This is a genomic window from Halomonas sp. AOP13-D3-9, assembly GCF_052379125.1.
Lineage (GTDB): Bacteria > Pseudomonadota > Gammaproteobacteria > Pseudomonadales > Halomonadaceae > Vreelandella.
Genome location: NZ_JBQSYH010000002.1, coordinates 240856 through 258112, shown reverse-complemented (window position 1 = coordinate 258112; position 17257 = coordinate 240856). Strand labels below are relative to the sequence as shown.

General features: G+C 57.4%; 14 protein-coding genes. 6 read left to right on the top strand and 8 right to left on the bottom strand.

Features of this window, described 5'->3' with window-relative positions:
* Positions 1 to 91: 91 nt before the first annotated feature.
* A complete protein-coding gene (locus tag ACT3UM_RS03345) occupies positions 92 to 1162 on the bottom strand; it encodes an NAD(P)/FAD-dependent oxidoreductase (protein WP_498896081.1) in 1071 nt (356 codons plus the stop codon).
* A 168-nt stretch (positions 1163 to 1330) separates the two neighbouring features.
* Between ACT3UM_RS03345 and ACT3UM_RS03340 the strand changes: the two genes are divergently transcribed.
* Positions 1331 to 2233 carry a TIGR01777 family oxidoreductase gene (locus ACT3UM_RS03340; RefSeq protein ID WP_035582662.1) on the top strand — a complete coding sequence of 301 codons (903 nt, stop codon included), beginning with the start codon at positions 1331 to 1333 and terminating at the stop codon, positions 2231 to 2233.
* Between the two features lie 11 nt (positions 2234 to 2244).
* Here the strand turns inward: ACT3UM_RS03340 and rapA are convergent, their stop codons facing one another.
* Complete coding sequence (gene rapA / locus ACT3UM_RS03335; RefSeq protein WP_498896078.1) at positions 2245 to 5190, bottom strand: RNA polymerase-associated protein RapA; 2946 nt, start codon at positions 5188 to 5190, stop codon at positions 2245 to 2247.
* 115 nt (positions 5191 to 5305) lie between these two features.
* Positions 5306 to 6109 (bottom strand): TlpA family protein disulfide reductase, encoded by an 804-nt coding sequence (locus ACT3UM_RS03330; protein WP_498896076.1) that lies wholly within the window; start codon positions 6107 to 6109, stop codon positions 5306 to 5308.
* A gap of 102 nt (positions 6110 to 6211) precedes the next feature.
* Between ACT3UM_RS03330 and ACT3UM_RS03325 the strand changes: the two genes are divergently transcribed.
* From ACT3UM_RS03325 to ACT3UM_RS03315, 3 genes are all read left to right on the top strand, one after another.
* On the top strand, positions 6212 to 6457 hold the full coding sequence (locus ACT3UM_RS03325; RefSeq protein WP_498896074.1) for a hypothetical protein: 246 nt from the start codon (positions 6212 to 6214) through the stop codon (positions 6455 to 6457).
* Between the two features lie 119 nt (positions 6458 to 6576).
* Positions 6577 to 7785 (top strand): ABC transporter substrate-binding protein, encoded by a 1209-nt coding sequence (locus ACT3UM_RS03320; protein WP_498896072.1) that lies wholly within the window; start codon positions 6577 to 6579, stop codon positions 7783 to 7785.
* A gap of 152 nt (positions 7786 to 7937) precedes the next feature.
* Entirely contained in the window at positions 7938 to 8918 is a 981-nt protein-coding gene (locus ACT3UM_RS03315; RefSeq protein ID WP_498896070.1) for a Fic family protein, read from the top strand.
* 105 nt (positions 8919 to 9023) lie between these two features.
* Here the strand turns inward: ACT3UM_RS03315 and ACT3UM_RS03310 are convergent, their stop codons facing one another.
* The 5 genes from ACT3UM_RS03310 to typA form a co-directional block, all read right to left on the bottom strand.
* Entirely contained in the window at positions 9024 to 10349 is a 1326-nt protein-coding gene (locus ACT3UM_RS03310) for a branched-chain amino acid ABC transporter permease (RefSeq protein WP_498896068.1), read from the bottom strand.
* Positions 10349 to 11353: a branched-chain amino acid ABC transporter permease gene (locus ACT3UM_RS03305; RefSeq protein ID WP_498896066.1), complete on the bottom strand. Its 1005-nt coding sequence runs from the start codon at positions 11351 to 11353 to the stop codon at positions 10349 to 10351. The genes ACT3UM_RS03310 and ACT3UM_RS03305 overlap by 1 nt, the downstream gene beginning before the upstream one ends.
* A gap of 16 nt (positions 11354 to 11369) precedes the next feature.
* The gene (locus ACT3UM_RS03300; protein ID WP_498896064.1) at positions 11370 to 12089 is read right to left on the bottom strand and encodes an ABC transporter ATP-binding protein; all 720 of its coding nucleotides are present in this window, start codon (positions 12087 to 12089) and stop codon (positions 11370 to 11372) included.
* Between the two features lie 75 nt (positions 12090 to 12164).
* Entirely contained in the window at positions 12165 to 12935 is a 771-nt protein-coding gene (locus tag ACT3UM_RS03295) for an ABC transporter ATP-binding protein (protein ID WP_498896062.1), read from the bottom strand.
* A gap of 367 nt (positions 12936 to 13302) precedes the next feature.
* On the bottom strand, positions 13303 to 15153 hold the full coding sequence (gene typA, locus ACT3UM_RS03290; protein WP_498896060.1) for a translational GTPase TypA: 1851 nt from the start codon (positions 15151 to 15153) through the stop codon (positions 13303 to 13305).
* Between the two features lie 234 nt (positions 15154 to 15387).
* Between typA and ACT3UM_RS03285 the strand changes: the two genes are divergently transcribed.
* Together ACT3UM_RS03285 and ACT3UM_RS03280 are read left to right on the top strand one after the other, a co-directional pair.
* A complete protein-coding gene (locus tag ACT3UM_RS03285; RefSeq protein WP_498896058.1) occupies positions 15388 to 16383 on the top strand; it encodes a biotin--[acetyl-CoA-carboxylase] ligase in 996 nt (331 codons plus the stop codon).
* Positions 16380 to 17219, top strand: a complete 840-nt coding sequence (locus tag ACT3UM_RS03280) for a type III pantothenate kinase (protein WP_498896056.1) — start codon at positions 16380 to 16382, stop codon at positions 17217 to 17219. The genes ACT3UM_RS03285 and ACT3UM_RS03280 overlap by 4 nt, the downstream gene beginning before the upstream one ends.
* Positions 17220 to 17257: the final 38 nt, after the last annotated feature.

Here is a 17257-nt window from a genome sequence, read left to right as displayed (position 1 = left end):
ATTAGCATGATACTGTATGCCCATTTGTACAACTTGTCGCTACCCGGTACAACCTTTATAAGAATCCTTCTTAATCATTAAAGCGTCGTGCTTATTGAACCGACCGGCCTATTAGTGCCTCGCCTAAACAGTGGCCGGATAACCAGGCATCCTCAACGCGTCCGTCGCGAAAGCTGTCGCCGCACAGAGCTAACCCGTTCGCACTGTATAAGTAATCATGCTCGCAGCGGGTTGATGGCTGCGCATAGCGCCAGCGGTGCGCGCCTATTTCAACTAATGGAGGCAGCTCTGCTGATGAAGGCAAAATGCGTTTAAATGCACTTAAGAGTTGCTTAGCCACTGCGTCTGCAGACTGCTCTAAATGGGCCTCGCTCCAATCAAGCTGGGCCAGCAGACTGACGCTTTCAGGCTGAGCGCTGCGGCCAGGTTTGGTTTGATTACGAGATACGATATTAAGGACCGGATTACGGAGCGGGTCGGCTAGACGCGCCATCTGCCATTGCGGGTCAACGCCGGGTATTGCCGGAAGCGGCCCGTCAAAAATCGCCCATCCCGCCCAGCACGCCCGCTGTTCTTGGCTGAGACACGCCGCTGCCAGCGCATCGTCCCATGGTTTGACCAGCGGATGGGCCTGTGGCGGCGGGGCGCTAATCACGATCTGGTCATAAGGCCCGTGGCGAGTCTCGTCAGCAGCTAATAGCAACCAGCCGTTGGGCGAGTGCTCAAGCGCCACGATGGGTGTGCCGGTATGCAGCTCGGCATTGGGCATGGCCGTTAGCGAATCCGCCATATGCCGCGTCAAAGCGCTCATTCTGGGCGCGCCGGTGTAGCGTTTTTGGCCATCGTCGTGCGCCTGCCAGCCGCGTGAACTAGCCTGATAGGTACATGTGGGCCAGGCCGCTAGGCAGCCTGCGGTTAGCCACTCATCGACGGCGCGTTGAAAATCCGCGTCGCGCACGCTAAATGCCTGGGCGCCTAAATCAAGCGTCGCGCTGGGTCTGCGTTTACTCGACATACGCCCACCGGGGCCGCGGGCTTTATCAAATAGGGTGACGCTGGCGCCATTACTTGCCAGTACCTGCCCGCAGGCAAGACCTGCGATGCCTGCGCCGATGATAGCGACTGAGTGATGGGCGGGAAGCGACGATAGCGGTTTGGCCATGAGCCCTCGCGGCGGGTAATAAAGGTCGAATTAAGCGTTGTAGAGGTGCATTGTAGCAGTTGTGTATAAATGCCGTACAATTTAGTCATCGTTTTCTTGATTAAGCTGCGACGCTGTTCGCACAGCCATGAAGGCTTTCAACGATGTCACCTAACAGGAGCAACTCCCATGCGCGTATTAATCACCGGAGGCAGTGGCTTTGTCGGTCAGCGGCTATGTCGTCAGTTAGTCGAATTAGGCCACGAGGTGCAGGTGGTCTCCCGCTCGCCTCACCAAGTGCGTGATCGTTTGCCGAACAATTGCGACATTCGCGATAGCGCCCAGGCGTTTATTGAGTCGCCGCCGGATGCCTTGGTTAACCTGGCCGGTGAGCCGATTGCCGCCAAGCGCTGGAGCGATGAGCAGAAAGCCAAGCTGATTAACTCCCGGGTGGCGGCGACCGAACAAGTGGTGGCGCTGTGCGAGCAGCTGAAAGCCAACGGCCAGCCGCTGCCCAAGGTAATGGTGTCGGGTTCAGCGATGGGCTACTACGGCGATCAGGGTAAGCGGGTGGTGAGCGAAGAGACAATGCCCAACGACGAGTTCGCCCATCGGCTATGCAAGCAGTGGGAGGCTGCCGCCCGGCCGATTGAGGCCATGGGCGTGCGGCTGGCGATTGTGCGCATTGGCTTGGTGCTAGAGGCGGGGGGAGGCAGCCTGGAGAAGATGCTGCCGCCGTTTAAGTTGGGTTTAGGTGGCCGTTTTGGTAGCGGTGAGCAGTTTATGCCCTGGATTCACCGCGATGACTTAGTCGCGGCGATCCTGTTTCTCATCGATCAAGAGGGCTTGAGCGGCGCCTTCAATGGCAGCGCTCCGCACCCGGTGACCAATGCCACCTTTACTAAAACCTTGGCCAAGCAGCTTAACCGTCCAGCGATTTTCCCAGTACCCGCCTTTGTACTGAAAGCGGGCTTTGGAGAAATGTCGCGGCTGCTGCTGACCGGCGCCGATATGCGCCCCGCACGCCTTGAAGAGGCAGGGTTTACCTTCCAATACCCCACTCTCGACAAGGCGCTTGAGGCCATACTTTAAGCAACAATAGCTTAGCGGTCAGCATCAACGGTGATAATCACCCGTACTGAGTCAAGCCGCAGGCGGGTGTTCTCAATCGCTTCACTAAGCGCCTGGCGCTCATCTTTTAACGCGTCGATTTCGGCGCTGCGTACCGCCGGGTTGTGCTCGGCAAGTGCCGTTAAGCGGGCAATCTCGGCATCCAGCTGGGCGCGCATGCGCGCTTCGGCGTTTTCGACAATGCTGGGCAGCTGGCGCTCGGCTTCGCCTTCACCCTGGGTTAGCAGCTCGCGCAGCTGGTCGTGACGGCTCTTAATCAAATCCCGCGCCAGCGACTTGTTAACCTTCTGCAGGTTCTTGCCCAAGCCGGTAAAGGAGATCTTACTGGTCAGGTTGGCGCCCGATTCATCCAGCAGCAAGCGCACGGCGGTGGGCGGCAGGAAGCGGTTAAGGTGCAGCTTCTTGGGCGCCGGGCAGTGGGTGCGGAACACCAGCTCGGCCATCAAGCGTCCGCTGGGAATGGCGTCGTGGCGCAGCAGGGCGAGCGCCGAGTTGCCCATGGTGCCATCCAGCACGCGGCCCATCATTTCGCGCAGCAGTGGGTGCTCCCAGGAGAGCCGCTGGATGTCGTCACGGGCCAGCGCCTGGGAGCGGCTGTAGGTGGCGGTAAAGCCCTCTTCGCCTTTGACCAGTCCAGGCAGGCCGTCGAGCATATGTTGGCTGGGCTGCAGGTGCATTAAACCTTTACCGATCTCCTGACTCTCTACGCCGAAAATATCCAGCGCCCGCTCAAGGTAGCGCGGTAGCGCGGCGTCTTCATCAAGCTCGCTTACGCCGTCGATGACCTGCTGAGCGCGGGCGGGGCGGCAGGCGTTGAGCTCCAGCAGCCGGTTGCGGCCCGCATCGTGTTCGGCCAGTTTGGCGCTAAACATCGTACGGGTTTCGGCGATGATCTCGTCCAGTGCCTCATCATCCAGCAGGGCGTCAGCCAGGGCGTCCCCAAAGGCATCAAACAGGTCGTTGCCAACCCCATGAGGGGCGCTGAACGCATCCATACCTTCGTGGTACCAGCGCAGCAGGCGCTCGCCGGGGCTACCTTCAAAGGTGGGAATATGCAGCTCAATGGCGTGGCGCTGTCCGATGCGATCCAAGCGGCCGATGCGCTGTTCGAGTTGATCCGGGTGCTGGGGCATATCGAACATCACCAGGTGGCGGCAGAACTGGAAGTTGCGCCCCTCTGAGCCAATTTCCGAGCACACCAGTACCTGTACGCCTTCGTCTTCATCGGCAAAGGCTGCCGCCGCGCGGTCACGCTCGATCAGCGAGAGGTCTTCGTGGAACACCGGCGCATGGTAGCCGCCCAGCACCCGCAGCCCTTCGGCCAGGCCTTCGGCGGTTTCCCGGTGGTGGGCAATAACCAGCACTTTTTCGTTGGCAAAACCGCTCTCGCTGTCGTCGCTGAGTTTTTCCAGCAGCCAGTTAACCCGGGGGTCGATGTGCCACCAGTCTTCGCCGTTGAGCGGATCATTGCTGAGCTCGCGGTAGGCCGCATCGGGATAGATCAACACATCGGGATGATCCATCCCGGTCTCAATCAGCAGCTCGTCGAGATAGTCGTCGTCGCGCTCCAGGCGGCGCACCACTCGGCGGTAGGCCGAAGGCAGCGCTAAGGGCACTAGGTTGAGGCGTCGCTCCGGGAAGCCACCTACGTGGCGGCGGCTGTTGCGGAACATCACCCGGCCGGTGCCGTGGCGATCCAGCAGCGCTTCACTCAATTGGGCGCGAGCGGCGTCCTGCTGAGCTTTGCCTGCTTCTTCGTTACACAGGATGGCCAGTAGCGCCTGGCTGTCGCGGTCATCGGCAATGGCGGAAACGTGGCCGCGGGCATCAGGGTCGCCGGGCAGCGCCTCTAGAGCATCAATGGCGCGGGCCACCTCGGTGTAGTGGCTCTCTTCGGCTTTGAAACGTTCCAGGTCGTGGTAGCGCTCGCCATCCAGCAGCCGCAGGCGGGCAAAGTGGCTCTTAATGCCCATCTGCTCGGGGGTGGCGGTGAGCAGCAGCAGGCCGGGGATCGTTGTCGAGAGCTGCTCGACACAGCGATAGCCGGGGCCGCTGCCTTCTTCACTCCAGTCGAGGTGATGTGCTTCGTCGACGATCAGCAGGTCGAACTGACTGGCCAGCGCCTGCTCCTGGCGTTGCGGGTTGGCAAATAGCCAGCCTTGGCTGGCGAGCACAAGCTGCGCGCTCTCAAAGGGGTTGTAGCTGCCGTGGGCTTGGCTTTGGGTTTCATCTAACAGCGTGACGTTAAGCGAGAAGCGTCGCAGTAGCTCGACCAGCCACTGGTGAGTGAGGCTGTCGGGTACCAGAATCAGCGCCCGCTCAACACGACCGTTGAGCAGCAGGCGATGCAAGATCAGGCCAGCCTCAATGGTTTTCCCCAAGCCGACTTCATCTGCTAGCAGCACGCGTGGGGCGTGGCGATTAGCGACTTCATTGGCAATGTAGAGCTGGTGAGGAATGAGATCGATGCGCGGCCCGGAGAAGCCCAACGCGCTGTGCTGCTCAATACGCTGATAGTGGTGCAGGGTGCGAAAGCGCAAATCAAACCAGTCGTTGCGATCGACCTGGCCGGTCAGCAGGCGGTCGCGAGCCTGATCGAACTGCATGGTGTCGGCGAGTTTGGCCTCAGGCAGTTCGCGCAGATTGCCCTCTTTGTCTTCACCGATATAGGTGATTAGACCACCGGACTCTTTGCTGTCATCGACGACGATCTGCCAGCCGTCGGCAGAGAGTACGCGGTCGCCGCTGCCAAACATAACGCGGGTAAGCGGGGCCTGGCGGGTATTGTAAGTACGGGTTTCCTGACTGGCACTGAACAAAATGGTAACGCTACGGGCGTCGCAGTTAAGCACGGTGCCGAGCCCAAGCTCAGCTTCGCCGTCGCTAATCCAGCGTTGGCCGGGAGAAAAATCGCTCATGATGCCTCGGGAGAGTCTGCAAAAACGGGTTGTGTGCCGTCGGGGAAAGCACCGACGGCACAGCAGGGCGGGGGATTCTAACGCAAAGCAGCGGGGGGATTAAGGTGTATCGGCATCAATCTTCTAACCAGCGATCCAGTTGGGCACGGGTAAGCTCGCCAACGTGGACATCTAGGGTGTTCCCTTGGCCGTCGAACAGCACGGTGGTGGGCAATCCCGGTGCTTGAAAAAGCGCCATCAGCTGCTGGCTGGGGTCACGCAGAGCATAGCGAAACTCAAGCTGCTGCTCATCCAAATAGCGCACCATGGGTAGCAGATCCTCGCCCTGGTTGGCGACCACTACGCTGACGCCGTCGCGCTGTGCGACCTCTTCAAGCAGCGGCATTTCACGCAGGCAGGGGGGGCACCAGGTGGCCCACAGGTTGACGATAATCAGGTCAGCCTCTTCGCTCAGCGACGCCAGAGGCACTTGATTCCCCTCTGTATCCTCAAGGGTGACCTCCGGTAGGGCGTCAACCGCAAAGTCATTGCCCAGTGGGGCCAGAGTGACCAGCACCAGCCACAGGCTGGAGGCGGCGACCAGCATAGCCATTGCACCGCCCATCGCTAATAACCGCGCTCGCAGCGTCCAGGCCGTCCATACCAGGCCTGCGGCCATTCCCCACAGACCCTGGTAGCCGGGTTGCCAGACCTTGAGTGCTTCCAGCGGGGCGGCGCTATAGCTCTCCAGGTTGAGCAGAATATGGCCTACCCGCGCACCGACTAGCCAAACAATCATAAGCCCGGTAAACCAACGCTGTTGAGCCGGGCGGGGCAGGCCTAATAGAAGCCGCGCACAGAGTAGCAGTAGCAGCGCGCAGGCAACCGCGTAAAGGCGAGGCAGTGAAATCAGTAGCGGACCGAGAGCAATGGCGTTCATGGGTTTCCAGTTAAGTATCGAATTAGGTTTCCCGTTTAAGCTGTGCGTTAAGCAGTTACACTGGGAGACCATATCATGTGAGCTGAAAATTACGGAGACGTTATGCCCCCACCCGCTTTCGATAAGCTGCGCGCACTAGCGATCGGCTCCCAAGCGATTGGCTTAATCCTGATTATTACCCTGGAAACGGTGATGGGAAACGCCGCACGCCCCTGGCAGGGTGTGGTGTTGGCCGCCATGCTGGTCACGGCGTTAACGATTGCGCTGGTGCGGCTTTATCGCCACAAACGCCTTCAAAAGCAGCTCGCTGAACGCAGGCGATCGCTAGAGGAAGATGACGAGCGTTAGAAAGCAAGGCTTGTGTTTTTGCCGTTCCAGTTCCAGATTAATAGCAGCCTTAACGATTGTCCGCTGGGGCACACTAAAAAAATGCACACATTTTTATCTCACTGGGAGCGACAAACAACATGATCAACAAGCGCGTATTAGCCACCGCAGTGGCGGCTTCAACTCTGGCAATGGCCGGCTTAGCCCAGGCAGAGGTCAAAGTTGGCTTCTTGGGCGGCTTTACCGGGGGAATTGAAAGTTTAACGCCACCCATTTTTGAAGGGGCGCAGCTAGCCGTTGAACAGATTAATGAGCAGGGCGGTATTTTAGACGGCCAAACATTGGTGATGCCGTCTGGCGATACGACCTGTTCCGATGCATCGGCTGCCTCGAACGCCGCCGACCGTATGGTCAACTCGGAAAATGTCACCGCGATCGTCGGCGCGCTGTGTACCGGTGCGACCATTGCCGCGGCTAACAACGCCGCTATTCCCGGTGGCGTATTGATGGTTTCGCCTGCGTCTACCGCGCCTGCGGTATCGGAGCTTGATGACAACGATCTGGTGTTCCGTACCGTGCCGTCAGACGCCTTCCAGGGGGAAATGCTGGCTAAGTTGCTGCTTGAAAAAGGCATTGACGCAGTGGCGGTGACCTACGTCAATAATGATTACGGTCAGGGCCTTTCTGACGCCTTCAGCGCCGCGTTTGAGGCCGGTGGCGGTGAGATTAGCGAGAACCTTGCCCACGAAGATAACCGCGCCGACTATCGCTCTGAGCTAGGCTCACTTTCAATCAGTGGCGTGGAGACGCTGGTGGTGCTGGCCTACGCCGACACCTCGGGGCAGACGGTACTGCGTCAAGCCTACGAAAGTGGCATGTTTACCCAGTACGTAGGTGCTGACGGCATGGTCGGCGACAGCCTTATCGAGGCCATAGGCGCTGATATCTTGGACGGTATGATTGCCACGCGCCCCGGTAGCCCCGATCTGCCCGGCACCGATATTTTTATTGAAGCCGCCGAAGCCGCTGATTTAGACCCGAGTGCGGTGTTTGCCGCCCAAGCCTACGACGCGGCTTTTCTGGTAGCGCTGGCGATTGAGCAGAACGGTAGCGCTGAGCGTGAAGGCCTTTCCGAAGCACTACGCAATGTTTCCAGCGCCCCTGGCGAGGTTATTCTGCCCGGCGAGTGGGAAAAAGCAGTTGAGCTAATTGCCGCAGGCACCGAGATCAACTACGAAGGCGCTTCCGGTTCGCATGAGTTTGATGACAACGGCGACGTGCCTGGCGTGGTGGTCGAGATGGCTGTAGAAGACGGCACCTTTACCAGCAAAGGTCAGGTTGATCTTTAAACCCTAAGCCTTAGCGTTACAAATGCTCGGCTTATTCAGTCGGGCATTTTTTATTTGGCATGGCCCACCTTATTGTCCTTAATCTTCCCTGCAATTCCACGTGTGATAGGATCAGAATCAAATTCTGAATGTGTTGGGGGATGATTAAACCCATGAGTTATAAACCCCCGTTTACCATCACCGCCGATATTCTCAATCTGGTCGCAGAGATCAGCGAGCAGGTGGGCAGACTGAACGCTAATGCACTGAATGCTTCGCCTCAGTTGCGTAAGCAGAACCTCATCAAAACCATCACCGGAACGTTGGCGATTGAAGGTAATACCCTGACTGAAGAGCAGATCACCGCGATTGTGGATGGCCAGCACGTGATGGGGAGTGCGCGCGAGTTGGCCGAGGTCAAAGGGGCGATTCAGGCTTACGATGCCTTACCCATGCTGCAACCTGATAGCATCGATGACTTACTCACTGCCCATGGCTTGATGATGTCGGATATTCTGGTAAATGCTGGGGAGTTTCGGCATAAAGCGGTGGGCATCCACAAAGGGAATGTGGTGCATCATGTGGCGCCACCTGCCCATCAGGTATCGGGGCTTATGGCGGATTTAACCCATTGGCTAAAACAGGCTAAAGACCATCCTTTAATTACCAGCAGTGTTTTTCATTACGAGTTTGAATTTATCCATCCTTTTAGCGATGGCAATGGCCGTATGGGGCGCTTGTGGCAAACGCTGATTTTGTCGCAATGGCATCCGCTGTTTTTATCGTTGCCGTTAGAAAGCGTTATCAAAGACAACCAGCAGCACTATTACCAAGCGCTGGAACAAGCTGACCAGCAAGCCGAGAGCACGCCCTTTATTCATTTTATGTTATCGGTCATCGCTCAGACACTAGTACAAAACGCCCCTGTAAGTGTCCCTGTAAACGCCCCTGTAAATGTCTCAGGGCTAAAAACACCTGAAGCGATTATGGCGTTAATTCAGCACAATTCGGCGATTACACGCCAGCAAATAGCCGACACCCTAGGGAAAGACATACGCACTATTGGCCGTGCGATGGCCAAGTTACAGCAAGCAGGCAGGTTGAAAAGAGTGGGGTCAGATAAGTCTGGCCATTGGGAGGCCATCAATGAGTGAACGCCCAACCAGCGCCAGACTTGGCGCGGGTTGGGCCACTACAGTGTGTAGCCGGTGCCCAATGGTAGGTCGGGCTTAGCTCTCAGGTCATACCAATCTGCCCCATCAACTGTGGCTTTTGATCTTCTCGGGTAGTAGCCCTTTGGGTGCGAAGCGCAGCACCATGGTAATCAGCAAGCCAATCACCAGCACCCGTGCCTGCAATGCGCGGCTATCCATATTGCCTGGTGCATCCCACCCGAAAGCGCCTTCGCCAAACGCCACGGCTAGTTGCATTAAGAACAGCGCCAGCGGTTCGGACATAATCCAGATGATATACACCGCCACGGCGCCAAAAATGGTGCCCAGGTTATTGCCCGGCCCGCCCAGAATCACCATGACCAGCACCAGGAAGGTATGGTTAAGCGGCAGGTAGCCTTGAGGATCGAAGAGGCTGTTGAACGTGCCCAGTATGCCGCCACCCAGACCCATCAAAATGCAGCCCAGTACGAAGATCTCCAGGCGGCGCTTATTGATGTCTTTACCCATGGCCGCGGCAGACACTTCATTGTCGCGAATCGCTCGTATCATGCGGCCCCAGGGGGCGTTGTAGGCACGATTGAGCAGAAAGAAGATCACTGCAATGATCACCGCGGTAAACGAGAGATAAATGGCTCGTGAAAGGGTGAAGCCTAGTTCGGCAGGCCCCGGTGTTGGCCAAGGGAGTGGGGAGACCGTGGCGGTGCCGCGGGTAAGCCAGTCAGAATTTTTCAAAAACGCCTTGATGATCTCGGCAATGCCGAGGGTGGCAATGGCCAGGTAATCACTGCGTAAGCCCAAACAGATATGGCCAATAAAGTAGCCAACACCACCTGCCAAGGCACCACCGACAATCCAGCCTATCCAGGGGGGCAAGCCTAGCCCCCCGACAAAGCCCGCCTGGCTTTCAATCGCGTCGGTGACCTCGCGCAGTTGGCTAATCACCACTAGGTAAAGCACGATGCCCAGCGCCACCGCGATAAACGTACGCAGGGACTTGGGAACCCCCAGCCGATCCAGCTTGCTGGCGCCCACGATCAATAGGATAGCGGCGGCACCGTATAGCAGCACGCGGCCAAATTCGCCGGGTAGCGCGGTACCCCAGAAAGCATCGTTGACCGGCACGCTGAAAAACATCGCACAGAAGCCGCCCAGAGCAACAAAACCCATCACACCGGCATTAAACTGCCCAGCGTAGCCCCATTGAATAGTTAGCCCCAGCGCCAGGATGGCGTAGCAGGCGGCTTCTACCAGCATGCGCGTGCTGTAGGCGGCCCCCATGATGGCGTAAACCGCCAAAACGGCCGCGAGCAGCACAGCAAACAGGATTAGCTCACGCAGCGGGAAGCGACGGTTAGGCGTGGCGTCTTCAGGGGTGTAGGCAGGGTTACGCGTTTTTTCTGAGTTGCTCATTAGATCACCTTGCCCTTAAAGAGTCCGGTGGGGCGCCACACCAGAATGGCTACCAGAATGAAAAACGGCACCACAATTTTGTACTCGGTACCCACAAAGGCCAGGTTGGAGGGTAGCTCTAACCAGGTGGGCAGACTGTCGCGGAAGGGGCGCAACAGCACGTTCCAGTTGAACACCGCCAGTGTCTCGGCAAAGCCGACTACAAAGCCACCGACAATCGCCCCATAAGGGTGGCCCACACCGCCCACGATGGCAGCAGCAAAAATGGGCAGTAGCAGGAAGAAGCTTAAGTCGGGCTTGAAAGTGACATCCAGGGAGAGCAGTGTTCCTGCGATGGCTGCCAGGGCACCTGCAATGATCCAGGTCACCGCCACAATGGTGTTGGTATTGATCCCCGATGCCTGAGCAAGCTCAGGATTATCCGACATAGCGCGCATTGCCTTGCCTAACCGTGAACGGTTAAGAAAAAGGTGCAGCGCTACGACGGCAGCGATGGTAATCACAAACAGGTAAATTTGCGGTTCGGTCACCACGATAGGCGCCCGGACGCCCTCAAAGGGCAGCGCCAGGCGGAAAATTTCTTTGCGGTCATCCACATACAGGCTTTGCCCGCCGGTACCCGAAAACAGGCGGATTAAGCCCTGGAGGATTAAAGTGACCCCCAGTGATCCAATCACCAACACTATCGGCTTTACCCCATGGGCGCGTAGCGGCTTATAGAAGGCTTTATCGATCCCTACCGCCAAGGCGGCGGTAAGCAGCATCGCCAGCGGCAGCATTAAAACCGCTGTCGGCACGCCGATGCTGGCGCCCGCTGCCGGGAACAGCGTGGTAAGCAGCAGCACCATAAAGGCGCCAAAGGTCATCATGTCGGCATGGGCAAAGTGGGCAAAGCGCATAATGCTGAAAATCAGCGTTACCCCAATGGCCCCGATGGCATAAATTGAGCCGCTTACACTGCCCGAAATCACCACATTATTGATGAAAAAAACCAGTTCATTCACGTTATTGTCCCCAGGGCTAGCCGCCCAAAAAGCTTTTGGCCACATCGGGATCGGCGAGTAATGCGGCCCCTGTGTCTGTAAAGCGGTTCTGACCAGCGGCCAGTACAAAGCCTTTATCGGCAATCGCGAGTGCCTGCTTGGCATTCTGTTCCACCATCAAAATGCCCACGCCAGCGGCGTTGATCTGTTTGACGCGGTCGAAAATCTCATTCATGTACAGGGGCGACAGCCCCGCTGTGGGCTCATCGAGCAATAGCAGGCTGGGCTCGGCCATCAAGGCGCGCCCCATGGCGACCATCTGGCGCTGTCCGCCGGAAAGCTCACCGGCGGGCTGGCGACGCTTCTCATACAGCGGTGGGAAAAACTCATAGATCTGAGCGAGCATGCGCTTGACGTTTTGCGGCTTTAAAAAGGCGCCCATCTCCAGGTTTTCCTGCACCGAAAGGCTCGGGAAAACGTTCTTCTCCTGGGGTACAAAACCCATGCCGCGCTGCACCAGCTGGTTAGGCGGTAAGTTTTGGATCGGTTGGCAGTTAAGCAGTATCTCGCCCCGATTAACATGCAGCAGGCCAAAGATTGCTTTCAGCATGGTGGATTTGCCCGCCCCGTTAGGGCCGACGATAACACCCACCTCATCGGCTTCCAGCGTCATGTTCACCCCATTCAGGATGTTCATGCCGCCATAGCCGCCGTGCACATCCCGTGCGTCGATTAATGGCCTGACAGTTGATGACATAAGCAAAGTATTCCAGCAGGGTCGCGTTGCAGCGACATCATTATAGTCATTGGCTAATGGGTGAAAACGTCACGCTTAAGCGGCATCGGTACCAAAGTAGGCCTCGATGACCTCAGGATTGTTCTGGATATCGTCAATATGCCCTTCCACCATAACGCTGCCCTGGGCCAGTACAATGACTGGATCGCAGAGGCGAGCAATCATCTCCATATCGTGTTCAATGACCAGGAAGGTGTAGCCCATCTCTCGGTTCAGGCGCTCAATATTGCCGATCAAATCACCTAACAGGGTTCGGTTGACCCCGGCGGCGATCTCATCAAGAAGCACTACCTTGGCATCCGTCATCATGGTGCGGCCAAGTTCCAGCAGCTTCTTTTGTCCGCCGGAGAGATTGCCCGCCAGTTCGTTGCGTACGTGGTGTAAGCCCACGAAGTCGATCACCTCCAGGGCGCGGCGGCGTACCTCTGCCTCTTCCTTGCGCACCATCCTCGGCTTTAACCAAGCGCTGAAAAGGCTTTCTCCCGCCTGCTTGGGTGGCACCATCATGAGGTTCTCCAGCGCGCTCATTTGGCTGAACTCGTGGGCAATCTGAAAAGTGCGCAGTAATCCTCTATGGAACCGCTGGTCGGCGCTGAGCGAGGTAATATTTTCACCTTCAAGCAGGACACGGCCGCTATCGGGGGCCAGGGTGCCGGCAATAAGATTAAACAGGGTGGATTTGCCCGCGCCGTTGGGGCCAATCATGCCAGTAATGGAACCTTTTTCCACCTGAATGGAGCAGTCGTTAATCACCTGTAGACCGCCAAACGATTTGTTGACTCGCTGTACATCAATTAGTGGGGTCATGGTGTCTCCATGCGATGTAGGCGGCTAATAAGCCGCCTACGCAGGTTGTTTATCGTGTTTTTTAGCCAACGGCGGCGAAAAGAAAGTGCCTTTATGCGTCCAGACGTTATGACCGCTCATGAGTAAGAGTGTCCGCATTTGGGTATCAGAATGGGTAGTATCCAAACGCCTGTATGAATATGGCGATGTTAGCATGCCTTGGACGCACTACTGTGCGATAGAACGCTGCACCTTTCCAGCGTATTAGCGTTTAGGTTGCGTTTAGGGGAGCGTCTTGGCAGGGAATGAGCGGTAATGAATGTGACAATGCGTTATAAAAAAAACCCGCTTGCGCGGGTTTTATATAGCGAACTGCGTGGAGCGCGGTTTACTTCTTGCTGTAACGCTTGCGCTCGGTCTCTTTCAGCAGTTTTTTACGCAGGCGGATATGTGCCGGCGTGACTTCGACGAGCTCGTCGGAGTCGAGGAACTCAATGGCCTGCTCCAGGGAGAACTTAACCGGTGGGGTCAATACGATGTTTTCATCGTTACCGGTGGAGCGCATGTTGTCGAGTTTTTTGCCTTTAGTGGGATTAACCACCATATCGTTAGCGCGGTTGTTGATACCGATCAGCATGCCTTCGTAGACTTCCGTGGCGTGATCGATAATCAGCTTGCCGCGCTCTTGCAGCGCATACAGTGCGTAGGCAAGGGCTTTGCCGTCTACCATCGAGACCAATACGCCGTTACGACGCTCGATAGAGGCTTCAGGCTTCAGCGGGCCGTAGTGATCAAAGCGGCTGGTCAGGATGCCGGTGCCGGAGGTCAGGGTTAAAAACTGGCCACGGAAACCGATCAAGCCGCGGGCAGGAATAATGAAGTCCAGGCGAACCCGGCCTTTACCGTCCGGCAGCATGTTGGTCATCTCGCCCTTACGGTAGCCCAGCTCTTCCATGATCGAGCCCTGGTGCTGCTCTTCACAGTCGATGATGACCTCTTCGTAGGGCTCCTGCTTCTCACCGTCGATCTCTTTGATGATCACTTCGGGGCGGCCTACGGCCAGCTCAAAGCCTTCGCGGCGCATGGTTTCGATCAACACCGAAAGGTGCAGCTCGCCGCGGCCAGAGACTTTGAACTTCTCAGGGGTTTCGCCCTGCTCAACGCGCAGCGCTACGTTGTGAATCAGCTCTTGCTCAAGGCGATCCTTGATATTACGGCTGGTCACAAACTTGCCGTCTTTACCGGCGAACGGAGAGTCGTTGACCTGGAAGCTCATCGACACGGTCGGCTCGTCTACGGAGAGCGGCGGCAGTGCTTCGACCTTGGCTGGATCACATAGCGTATCGGAAATCGCCAGATCGTCGATGCCGGTAACACAGACGATATCGCCCGCGGTGGCTTCGTTGGTCTGCACGCGCTCAAGGCCCATATGGGTCATTACCTGACCGATTTTACCCTTGCGGGTAGCGCCTTCCTTGGTGATGACACTGATCTGCTGGCCCGGCTTAACGCTGCCGCGCTTAATACGGCCAAGGCCGATAACGCCCACGTAGCTGTTGTAATCCAGCGCAGAAATTTGCATCTGGAACGGCCCGTCGAATTCCACCTTCGGCGGCTCGACGATATCGACGATGGCCTGGAACATGGGATCCATGTTGTCAGCCAACTCTTCAGGATCCATACCGGCAATGCCGTTTAGGGCAGAGCAGTAGATGATCGGGAAATCGAGCTGTTCATCAGACGCGCCCAGGTTATCGAACAGATCAAAAATCTGGTCGATAACCCAGTCAGGGCGTGCGCCGGGGCGGTCAATTTTATTGACCACCACGATCGGCTTGAGGCCCTGGGCGAAGGCTTTTTGGGTCACGAAGCGTGTTTGCGGCATCGGGCCATCAACGGCATCTACTAGCAGTAGTACCGAATCGACCATCGACATTACACGCTCAACTTCACCGCCGAAATCGGCGTGCCCAGGCGTATCCACAATGTTGATGTGGTAGCCGTTACCATGGCTGTCTTCCCATTGAATGGCCGTATTCTTGGCCAGAATGGTAATGCCACGCTCTTTTTCCTGGTCGTTTGAGTCCATGATGCGCTCTTGACCTTCTGCTTTACGGTCAAGCGTGCCGGACTGACTCAGGAGTTTGTCGACCAGTGTGGTTTTACCATGGTCAACGTGGGCTATGATCGCGACGTTGCGCAGGTTATTAACCGCGCTGGAGTTTTGCTGGTTTTGCATGCTGAGAGAGAACTCTTGTGAACACCCGTTTGTCCACGGGTCGGAAAATGCGGGTCGCAAGGGCTGGCAATTTGCCGACCATCTTGGCTCAGGGCTTGCGTCCAAGACCCATTCTACCATGTCGAAGGCTTCGCTGATATTACTGGAGCGCTTATCGACCTTGGTCGCGTCCCGAAAGTTTTCGCAGCGAACCTTCATCCGCTAGAATAGCGCTTTTCCCACTGGGGCAGGAGCATGACCATCGGCAACCTGATGCGTTTGTTAAGCGATGGCGAGGTTCACTCTGGCGAGCAGCTGGGTGAAACGCTGGGTATTTCTCGTGCGGCGGTGTGGAAGCAGTTAAAAAAACTGGAAGCGCTCGGGGTGGAGGTGAACGCGGTGAAAGGTCGTGGCTACCAGTTGGCGCAGCGACTGGAGCCCTTGGAGGGCGCCAAAATCGTTGCGCAGTTGCCCGCTCAGGCACGCCACCATCTTACCCGCCTGTTTGTTGAAGATCAGTTACCTTCCAGCAACGAATATCTGCGTCAACGCTTCGAGCAGGGCGCCGGGCACGGCGAAGTGTGTCTGGTTGAGCTGCAGACAGCGGGGCGTGGGCGCCGGGGGCGTGTCTGGTCGACGCCCTGGGGGCAGAGCCTAATGCTTTCGGTAGGTTGGCGCTTCGAGTCGGGTATCGCCGTGTTGGAAGGCTTGAGTTTGGCGGTGGGCGTTGTCATTGCCCAAGTGCTTGAGCGGCATGGGGTGGCGCCGAAGCTCAAGTGGCCAAACGATATCCTTCTCTCCGAACAGGGTGATGTCCCAGGCGGCGAGTTAGGCAAACTGGCGGGTATTCTTATCGAAGTAACCGGGGATGCGGCAGGTCCCTGCGAGGTGGTTATTGGTATTGGTATGAATCTCTGGCTGCCCGAGGCGCAGCGAGCCGCCATCGACCAGCCCGTGGCGGCGCTTTTCGAGCGGCTGCCGGATATCTCGCGCAATCAGTTGGCTTCAGAGGAGGTAGCAGGTCTGTTGGCCATGTTGGCTAACTTTGAGCAGGACGGCTTTAGCGCCTGGCGTGATGCCTGGAATGAACGCCACGCCTATGCTGGGCTGCCTATCCGGGTGATTCAGGGGCAGCAGACCAGCGATGCCGTCGCGGGGGAAGTGGATGAGAGTGGTAACCTATGGGTTACCGAAAATGGTCACTCGCGACGCCTAGCTGGCGGTGAGATTAGCGTACGCAGGCGTTTATGATTCTGGATCTTGATATCGGCAACACGCTGTCTAAGTGGCGGCTAAAGGATGCCGAGAGTAGCGAGATACGTTCCCGTGGAGCGGTGTGGACCCGGGAAGAGTGGCGTCCAGGTGCCGATATCCCCGATCTTGATGTCGTCGAGGCGGTGCGTATATCCAGTGTCGCCAGGGCGGCCGTGCTGGAAGAGACGGTCACCTTGCTGCGTCGTCGGGTGCGCCATGTGCACGTGGCGCGCTCCACCCATGAGGCGCTAGGCGTGGTTAACGGCTACGAAGAGCCGGGGCGCTTGGGCGTTGATCGTTGGATGGGGGCGCTGGCGGGCTATCAGCTAGCAGGTGGCTGTTGCGCGGTGGATTGCGGTAGCGCGATTACCATTGACTTTGTTTTGCCGGGCGGCAGTCATCTTGGCGGCTTTATTATCCCCGGTCTGCGCCTAATGAAAGAGAGTCTGAAGCTAGGTACTCGCAATGTCGCCATCGACCCGGAGAGTGAGGCCGATGAGTTGCTAGAGCCGGGGCGGCGCACAGTCGATGCCGTGAACCACGGTATTTATATGGCGGCCGTCAGTGCCATCAACCGTATTTATAGTGAAGTGTGCGACCAAGAGGGTGTGGCACTGCCGATGCTATTGACGGGGGGGGATGCGCGGGTTGTCTCAAGAGGGGTGCAGGTGCCCCACGCGGTGTGGCCGGATATGGTTTACGGCGGCTTAGAGGCATGCTTTCCGATGACCCTTGCCGAGCGGGCGGGTAAAATGTCGGGCGCGCCGCGGGTGCCTGAGCCAGTGGCGCTAGAAAAGATTCGTGCAGGACTTGCATTCTCTATGCTGCTTTGACAAAATACAGCGCGTTCCAAGGCAGTCAGCAGATGCGC

Excerpts from the sequence above, each read along its gene's own strand:
- ACT3UM_RS03330 (WP_498896076.1), bottom strand. The coding sequence starts at position 6,109 with ATGAACGCCATTGCTCTCGGTCCGCTACTGATTTCACTGCCTCGCCTT.
- ACT3UM_RS03345 (WP_498896081.1), bottom strand. The coding sequence starts at position 1,162 with ATGGCCAAACCGCTATCGTCGCTTCCCGCCCATCACTCAGTCGCTATC.
- ACT3UM_RS03325 (WP_498896074.1), top strand. The coding sequence starts at position 6,212 with ATGCCCCCACCCGCTTTCGATAAGCTGCGCGCACTAGCGATCGGCTCC.
- ACT3UM_RS03340 (WP_035582662.1), top strand. The coding sequence starts at position 1,331 with ATGCGCGTATTAATCACCGGAGGCAGTGGCTTTGTCGGTCAGCGGCTA.
- ACT3UM_RS03300 (WP_498896064.1), bottom strand. The coding sequence starts at position 12,089 with ATGTCATCAACTGTCAGGCCATTAATCGACGCACGGGATGTGCACGGC.
- ACT3UM_RS03280 (WP_498896056.1), top strand. The coding sequence starts at position 16,380 with ATGATTCTGGATCTTGATATCGGCAACACGCTGTCTAAGTGGCGGCTA.
- ACT3UM_RS03320 (WP_498896072.1), top strand. The coding sequence starts at position 6,577 with ATGATCAACAAGCGCGTATTAGCCACCGCAGTGGCGGCTTCAACTCTG.
- ACT3UM_RS03295 (WP_498896062.1), bottom strand. The coding sequence starts at position 12,935 with ATGACCCCACTAATTGATGTACAGCGAGTCAACAAATCGTTTGGCGGT.
- ACT3UM_RS03285 (WP_498896058.1), top strand. The coding sequence starts at position 15,388 with ATGACCATCGGCAACCTGATGCGTTTGTTAAGCGATGGCGAGGTTCAC.
- typA (WP_498896060.1), bottom strand. The coding sequence starts at position 15,153 with ATGCAAAACCAGCAAAACTCCAGCGCGGTTAATAACCTGCGCAACGTC.
- ACT3UM_RS03315 (WP_498896070.1), top strand. The coding sequence starts at position 7,938 with ATGAGTTATAAACCCCCGTTTACCATCACCGCCGATATTCTCAATCTG.
- rapA (WP_498896078.1), bottom strand. The coding sequence starts at position 5,190 with ATGAGCGATTTTTCTCCCGGCCAACGCTGGATTAGCGACGGCGAAGCT.
- ACT3UM_RS03310 (WP_498896068.1), bottom strand. The coding sequence starts at position 10,349 with ATGAGCAACTCAGAAAAAACGCGTAACCCTGCCTACACCCCTGAAGAC.